Below are 7,621 nucleotides of genomic sequence, written 5' to 3'. Positions count from 1 at the left end.
CCGCCTTTGCCGCGGTCGACCGTCACTTCGAAGGCGACCGCCGGCCGTACGTGTACACGACCTCCGACTACGGCAAGACGTGGCGTTCCATCACCGCTAATCTGCCGTCCGATCAATTCGTGCACGTCGTCCGGCAAGATCCGGTCAACGGCAACGTCTTGTACGCCGGGCTGGAGCAGAGCATCTGGATGTCGCTCGATGCCGGCGCTTCGTGGCGCAGCTTGCAATTGAATTTGCCGGCCGCGTCGGTCCGAGACATTCAAATCCAGCCTGACTTTGACGACTTGCTCGTCGGAACGCACGGCCGCTCGTTATGGATTCTCGACGACTTGGCCGCGCTGCAGGGCTTGACGAGCGCGCAAGCCGCAAGCACGCCAACGTTTTTCCGCGCACGCACCGCGTATCTGTTCTCGCAGTCCGCATTTCAGACGCCTAATGGCGGACCCAGTTCGTTTGACGGCGCCGACCCCGATTATGGTGCGCTGTTGACGTACTACCAGAGCAGCGTGTCGAGCCCCGCGCCGAGTCTTCAGATAGTTGGACCGGGTGACCACGTCGTGCGATCGATTGCCGGCACTCACGATCAAGACGGCAAACACGTGCCGAATCTGCCAAACGTCGTCGGCGTGAACCGCGTCGCATGGGATCTCACGTCCGATGCTCCGGTCCGTTGGAACTCCGCGCCGAAGTGGAATCGAGGACCGGGCTCTGGGCCGGAGGTAGTCCCAGGAACGTACACCGCGCATCTGACGATCGGCGGGCGGGAATACACGCAGACCATCGACGTAAAAGCCGATCCTCGCGGATCGTGGTCGGAGAGGGACTACAACGCGCGCCGCGGTTATCTCTCGACGCTCTACGGCGACTTCTCCGGCGTGGACAGCGATCTCAACTCGCTCGATGCGCTGCAGACGCAGCTCGCGGACCGGCGCAAAGCGGCCGGCGGCAACAGAGCGCTTGCGGCGAAGATCGACGCCGTTCAGACCGCGCTGGTGAATCTCCGCCGGGAGTTCACATCCAATCCGCAGGGCGACCAGGATGACGACTTTCTACCAGACATGCTGCGCGAGCGTCAGCAATCGCTCATGGGATCGATGAGCGGCAGCTTTCAACCGCCAACCTCGGCGTTGATCTTAGAAGGCGCCACGCTGCACTCGCTGTTCGTCGCGTCCGACGGAACGTACCACTCGTTTGTCAGCAACGACGTCGCGTCGCTTAACGCCGCGCTCGCGGCTGCAAAACTGGCAGCAATAAAACCGTAGCCGTCTAGTAGGGCCGCTGTAAGAGGGCCGCTGTAGGAGGGCCGCTGTACTAGGGCAAGCATCGCTTGCCCCATCGACTGCAGTCGATACGCAAAAAATAGGGTGAGCATTGCTCACCCTACTACTTTTAAACGGGAACGGACTTACATCGAGTCTTTCTTCATCGCGAAGGGGCCCATCCCGGCCAGCTGCACGACTGTCTGACCCTTAGCCATGGCGTAGTGACGGAGACCTGCCGGGAGAATGCAGTACGAACCTGCCGGCAACGCGATCAATTTTGATTCGTCGAACGTCGTACCTATTCCAGCCATGAATGTGCCTGAGATGATCGTGAGCCGCTCGGTGTCGTCGTGGTAGTGCACCGGGAATTTTGTGCCGTCCGGGATGTTGAGCCGCAGAACGAACGGCCCTGGTTTCGACGGATCGCCTTCAAGGACGGCCACGCCAACCGTTGACGGAATCTGGCCGGTACCCGGCATCCACTTGATCGTGTCGGGGGTGAAGACCGTCGGGCCCATCGCCGGGCTGGCGAGCGCGACCGCGCCGCATGCAAGCAAAGTTGCGGCAGCGACCGCAAAACTAAAATTCTTCATCGGTATCCCTCCTCGGGTAGAGATGCTATTTGCGAATAGTTCCCCGTTCCGGCAGTATCCTGTCAGCGCCTTTGCGTTTTGCAATGGCACGCTCGTTCGAATGTGTACTATGTCGTCGGCGTCAAGCGGGCAAGCGCCCGATGGGCAAGCGATGCTTGCCCTAGTACGGTCACGGTTTAGAAGCTTGGGATCGGACCTTCGCCCGGAACGGGCTGCTTGCGTGGCAGGGGCCGTCCGATGTTGAACGCGACGCGATTTCGCCCGCCGCGCTTGGCCTCGTACATGCGTGCGTCGGCGGCTTCGAGCAATTTTCCGGCGGCCTGCGGTTCGTCCACGGCGACGTCGTTCGGATAGTGCGCTACGCCGATGCTCAACGTCACGGGTGTACCGTCGGCCGCGCCGATGCCGAGCTGTTTTGCAAAATCGGTGTTGCCCACGCGGACTCTCATCGCGTCGGCGAATTTTACAGCTTCTTCTTTGCGCCGGTCGAGCAACGCGATGCAGAACTCATCGCCGCCGTTACGGCCGGCGAATCCGTGATAGGCGCGCGCCGTCTCGCCGAAGATGTCGGCGAGCGCTCGCAGCAATTTATCGCCGGCGGCATGTCCGAAGGTATCGTTCCAGGCCTTGAAATTGTCGGTGTCGATGAAGAATAATGCGAGGTCGCGGCTCGCGTACGCATCGGCGAACCGCCGGCCGTCAACTTCATCCCGAAGGCGCTGACGAAATGCCGCAGGCGTAAGCAATTTTGTCAACGGGTCCATGTTCGACGAACGCCGCATTCCATCGGCGAAGCGTGCGCGCTGCAGCGCGTCGGACGCAAGCGTGCCGACGGTGACCGCGGTGAGCGCGTCGTCTGCGGTAAACGGTTCGCTCTTCGCGCGCTCCGCGTAGATCACGCCAACGATCTCCTCTTGCCGACCCTCGCCACGACCGCGTTTGAGCGGAACCGCCAGCGCCCAGACGCGATCGCGGCTGCCCGCGAGCGGTCCTACGCCGAGTTTCGTGGATTCAGGATCGTTCGATAAATCGATGACGTCGGGAATATCTACCGGGGCCGGTCCGACGATTGCGGCCTTCCCACGATCCCGCACCCAATGAACGAGAGTGGCGCCTTCATACGCTTCGCCTTCTCTCAAATAGCCGGCATAGCCGGCGCCGGACTTCGCGCCGAGCACGAGGCGCCCATCGTCATTGAAAAAACACAGCAGCACGTCGGCTGGAATCAACGCGTTGAGCCGTTCGAGGATCCGTGCGCACGCTGCGCCCGTTGACTCGGCTGAGACGTCGGTGAGCGCCGGCACGACGTGCTGCAGCAGGTCAAACCGCTTCTCCGCCCGTTCTGCGCGGCGCGCAAGTTCGTCGATGTGATACCTCATGCGCCAGAACAATGCGCCCGCGGTCACGGCAAAGCCGCCGGCGAAGAACCAGCCGAGATGCGAGTCGATCATTTTTTGGGCTTTTTCGGCAATGGGCGCGCCGGCACGCCGGCGACGCGTTCACCCGGCGCCACGTCGCGATTCACAACGGAACCGGCGCCCGTCATCGCGCCGGCCCCGATTTTCACCGGCGCGACGAGCGACGAGTTCGAACCGATGAACGCGCCTTCGCCGATCTCGGTCGAGTGTTTGTTCTTTCCGTCGTAATTGCACGTGATCGTGCCCGCGCCGATGTTCACTTTCGCGGCCAGCGTGGCGTCGCCCAAATACGCGAGATGACCGGCTTTGGAGCCGCGCCCCATCCGCGTTTTCTTCAGCTCCACGAAGTTGCCGATGTGCGCGCCGTCTTCTACGACCGCACCGCCGCGCAGATGCGCGTATGGGCCGATGCTGACGTGCGCCCCGACGATCGAATTCTCGATGACCGACCAACTGATCTCGCAATCTTCGCCGATCTGTGCGTTGTCCAGCTGCACGCCCGGGCCGAGCACGCTGCCGCGGGCAACCCGGCTCGCGCCGCGGAAGTGCGATTGCGGCAGAACGGTGACGTCGGCTTCCAACTCGACGCCGATGTCGACATACGTCGACGCGGGATCCGCGATCGTGACGCCGGCCAGCATGTGCGTCTCGAGAATGCTCTCTTGCATCACGGCACGCGCCGCCGCCAATTCGACGCGATTGTTGACCCCCATGACGAGCCGCCGGTCTTCGCACACGACGGTCTCCACGCGGCCGCCCTCGGCCACGATAGCCGCGATGCAGTCGGTGAGGTACAGCTCTCCCTGCGCGTTGTTCGGCTTGAGCTGCGCGAGATGCCGGCGCAGCGCTTGAGATTCAAAGCAATACACAGCCGCGTTGACCTCGTCGATCGCACGCTGCTCGGGCGTGCAGTCCACGTTCTCGACGATGCGAGTCACGCGGTCGCCGTCGCGCACGATGCGCCCGAAATTGGTGGGCAGCGGCACGTGGGCCGTGAGCATCGCAAGCGGGGCGCCATCGGAAGTCTGCTTGTCGACGACCGAACCCAAGAGCGCAGACGTGAGCAGCGGCATGTCGGCGCTGACGACGAGCACGGGTAAGTCGTCGCCTTTGAGCGCGGCCATGGCCAACTGCATCGCGTGTCCGGTGCCGTGTTGCGGTTCTTGGATAACGGTGGCGACGCCGAGCGCCGCGCACGCATCGTTCAATTCCGGATTGACGACCGCGAGCACATCGCTTGCGCCGGCCGCACGTACTGCATTGAGCACGTGCTCGAGCATGGTTCGTCCGCAAACTTCATGCAGCACTTTGGGCTTGCGGCTTTTCATGCGCGTGCCCTTGCCGGCGGCGAGCACGACGGCCCTGGCGCGCGCGCTCACTGCGGGGCAGCCGTGGCGCGTTCGAGGCGCGCCAAGAGCGCGTCGATCCGCCCGAGAACCGCCACGCGGCCCAGAATGGATGTCACCTCGAAGATGCCGGGACTGACCGCTTGACCGGTCAACGCGACGCGCAATGGATGGATAAATGCGGCAGCCTTCATGTTCCGAGTCTCCGCAAGGCCGCGGATCGCCGCTTCGATGCCGGCCACGCTGAAATCGGCGACGGCGGAAAGGACTGCGCGGATGGCGGTCAACAATTCGATCGTGTCCGGCGCCGCGCAGTGTTTTGCGATCGCTTCGGGCGCCGGCGTCGGCGCCGCCTCATTGAAGAAATACGATCCCTGCTCGATGATCTCGACGATGGTATGCACACGCGCGGCGAAAAGTGCCGTGACGCGCTCGACATATGCCGGATCGATCCGCGTCGCATCCGGCATCACCGTTGGCAAGAGCGAGATCACCATGCGCGCGAGTTCGGGAACCGGCACCGTGCGAAGGTATTCTTTGTTCATCCAGCCGAGCTTGGCGACGTCGAAGATGGCGGGATGTTTGACGACGCCTTCGAGTGAGAATTCGCGCACCATCTCGTCGAGCGTCAAGAGCTCGCGATTCTCGCCGGGCGACCAGCCCAGCAGCACGAGAAAGTTGACGAGCGCGGCCGGCAAATAACCTTGCGCCTGGTAATCGTTGACGAATGCGGCGCCGTCGCGTTTGGAAAGCTTGCGGCGCTGCTCGTTTAAGATGATCGGGATGTGAGCGAATGCCGGCGGCTCAAGACCGAGCGCTTCGTATATGAGGAGCTGCTTGGGCGTATTAGCCAAGTGCTCTTCGCCGCGGATGACGTGGGTGATGCCCATGTTATAGTCATCGGTGACCACGGCGAAGTTGTACAGCGCTCCCCCATCCCGTTTCACGATCACAAAGTCCGTGATGGTGCCTGCAGGAAATGTAACGTCACCGCGGATCAGGTCGGGAACTGTAATAGCTCGGTTTGCATCTACTTTCATACGCAGTGCCGGGGCGTCGCCGGCGGCCACTCGCGCCGCGCGCTCAGGCTCGCTCAAGGACGCGCACGAACATACGGCCGCCTCGCTGTCCTGAGAACCGTCCGCGCCAGGAGCTTCGGCGACGGCTGCGCAGAAGCAATCGTAGGCGTGGCCGGACGCGCGCAGCTTCTGCGCGGCTTTGCGATGCGTGTCGACCCGTTCGCTTTGGCGGTACGGACCAAACGGACCGCCGATATCCGGGCCCTCGTCCCATGAAATGCCAAGCCAACGCAATCCGTCGTAGATGCCTTGCGTGAATTCGTCGCGATTGCGCGTGGTGTCGGTGTCCTCCACGCGCAACACGAGTTCGCCGCCGTTGTGACGCGCGAACAGCCAGTTGAACAATGCGGTCCGCGCGCCGCCCACGTGTAAAAAGCCGGTCGGGCTCGGAGCGAAACGCACCCGAATTTTTTTCGACGTCAAGTTCTGCCTAATCGCGAAGGTCAAACTCCCGCGCGATGACCGCACGCGCGGCGCACGAAGTCGATGGTGGTCGCGATGGGCGTGCCCGGGGTGAAGATGGCTGCGATGCCCGCGGCGAGCAGCGGCTTCACGTCTTCGTCGGGAATGGTGCCGCCGCCGAAGAGCACGATGTCGCTCGCGCCTTCTTTGTCGAGCAGCTCTTTGATGCGCGGGAACAGCGTCATGTGTGCGCCGGAGAGCACGGACAGGCCGATGCCGTCCACGTCTTCTTGTATGGCCGCTTCCACGACTTGCTCGGGCGTCTGATGCAGGCCGGTATAGATCACTTCGACGCCCGCATCGCGCAACGCGCGTGCGATCACCTTCGCGCCGCGGTCGTGACCGTCAAGGCCCGCTTTGGCGACGAGAATGCGGATCGGCCGTTCCGGCATTAGATGAACGCCGGTTCGCGGTAGCGGCCGAAGATCGGCACGAGCGCTTCGGAGATCTCACCCAACGTGGCGTTGCTCTTCACGCAGTCGAGGTAGTGCGGCATGAGGTTTTCTTCGGTTTCTGCGGCACGCTTGAACGCGGCGAGCGCTTCTTCGACCTTAGCGCCGTCGCGACCGGCGCGGAATTCTTGCACACGCTTGCACTGTTCGAGCTCCATCGCGCGGTCGATCTTCAGCAATCCAGTTTGCTGCTCTTCGTCCGTCACAAATTCATTGACGCCGACGATGATGCGCTCGCCGCTTTCGATCTCGCGCTGATAGACGTACGCCGCGTCGGCGATCTCCTTTTGGAAGAAGCCGGCGTGGATCGCCGGGATGACGCCGCCGAACTCATCGATGCGCCGGAAGTAGTCCTCGGCCGCCGCTTCGATCTCGTTGGTGAGCTTCTCCACATAGTACGAACCGCCGAGCGGATCGATGACGTTGGTGACGCCGGTTTCATAGGCGATGACCTGCTGCGTGCGCAGCGCGATCTGCACGTTCTTCTCGGTGGGCAGCGCGAGCACTTCGTCAAGCGAGTTGGTGTGCAGCGATTGCGTGCCGCCGAGCACCGCGGCGAGCGCCTGGAACGCCGTGCGCATGATGTTGTTGTCGGGCTGCTGCGCCGTGGCGGAACACCCGGCCGTCTGTGTGTGGAAGCGCATCGTCCACGAACGCGGATTCTTCGCGCCGTACTTCTCGCGCATGTGACGCGCCCAAATGCGGCGAGCCGCGCGGAACTTGGCGATCTCTTCGAAGAAGTCGGAGTGCGAGTTGAAAAAGAACGACAGGCGCGGCGCGAAATCGTCGACGTCCATACCCCGCTTGATGCCGGCCTCGACATATGCGAAGCCGTCGGCGAGCGTGAAGGCGAGTTCTTGCGCGGCCGTGCTGCCGGCTTCCCGAATATGGTAGCCGGAGATGGAGATCGTGTTCCACTTCGGCACATGCTCGGAGCAATATTCGATCATGTCGGTGATGATGCGCATGGACGGTTCGGGCGGATAGATCCATTCCTTCTGCGCGATGT

General features: G+C 62.7%; 7 protein-coding genes. 1 reads left to right on the top strand and 6 read right to left on the bottom strand.

Annotated features, from left to right (window positions below; all coding sequences use genetic code 11):
• The coding region (locus tag VII69_02620) for a hypothetical protein (protein HEY5093992.1) at positions 1–1,262 on the top strand (1,262 nt) is incomplete at its 5' end.
• A 143-nt stretch (positions 1,263–1,405) separates the two neighbouring features.
• Here VII69_02620 and VII69_02615 read toward each other — a convergent pair.
• From VII69_02615 to VII69_02590, 6 genes are all read right to left on the bottom strand, one after another.
• On the bottom strand, positions 1,406–1,855 hold the full coding sequence (locus VII69_02615) for a cupin domain-containing protein (protein ID HEY5093991.1): 450 nt from the start codon (positions 1,853–1,855) through the stop codon (positions 1,406–1,408).
• Positions 1,856–2,031: 176 nt separating this feature from the next.
• Entirely contained in the window at positions 2,032–3,306 is a 1,275-nt protein-coding gene (locus VII69_02610) for a GGDEF domain-containing protein (protein HEY5093990.1), read from the bottom strand.
• On the bottom strand, positions 3,303–4,652 hold the full coding sequence (glmU, locus tag VII69_02605) for a bifunctional UDP-N-acetylglucosamine diphosphorylase/glucosamine-1-phosphate N-acetyltransferase GlmU (GenBank protein HEY5093989.1): 1,350 nt from the start codon (positions 4,650–4,652) through the stop codon (positions 3,303–3,305). The genes VII69_02610 and glmU overlap by 4 nt, the downstream gene beginning before the upstream one ends.
• Entirely contained in the window at positions 4,649–6,100 is a 1,452-nt protein-coding gene (gene gltX, locus VII69_02600) for a glutamate--tRNA ligase (GenBank protein ID HEY5093988.1), read from the bottom strand. Before gltX ends, glmU begins: the two co-directional genes overlap by 4 nt.
• Positions 6,101–6,141: 41 nt before the next feature.
• Positions 6,142–6,552: a cobalamin B12-binding domain-containing protein gene (locus VII69_02595; protein ID HEY5093987.1), complete on the bottom strand. Its 411-nt coding sequence runs from the start codon at positions 6,550–6,552 to the stop codon at positions 6,142–6,144.
• On the bottom strand, positions 6,552–7,621 hold a 1,070-nt coding region (locus tag VII69_02590), incomplete at its 5' end, for a methylmalonyl-CoA mutase family protein (protein ID HEY5093986.1). The genes VII69_02595 and VII69_02590, both read right to left, overlap by 1 nt.

Source organism: Candidatus Eremiobacteraceae bacterium, from assembly GCA_036511855.1.
In the GTDB taxonomy this organism is placed as follows: domain Bacteria; phylum Vulcanimicrobiota; class Vulcanimicrobiia; order Eremiobacterales; family Eremiobacteraceae; genus JABCYQ01.
The sequence above is the reverse complement of the archived record's forward strand: the minus strand, read 5'-3'. Positions and strand labels throughout refer to the sequence as shown.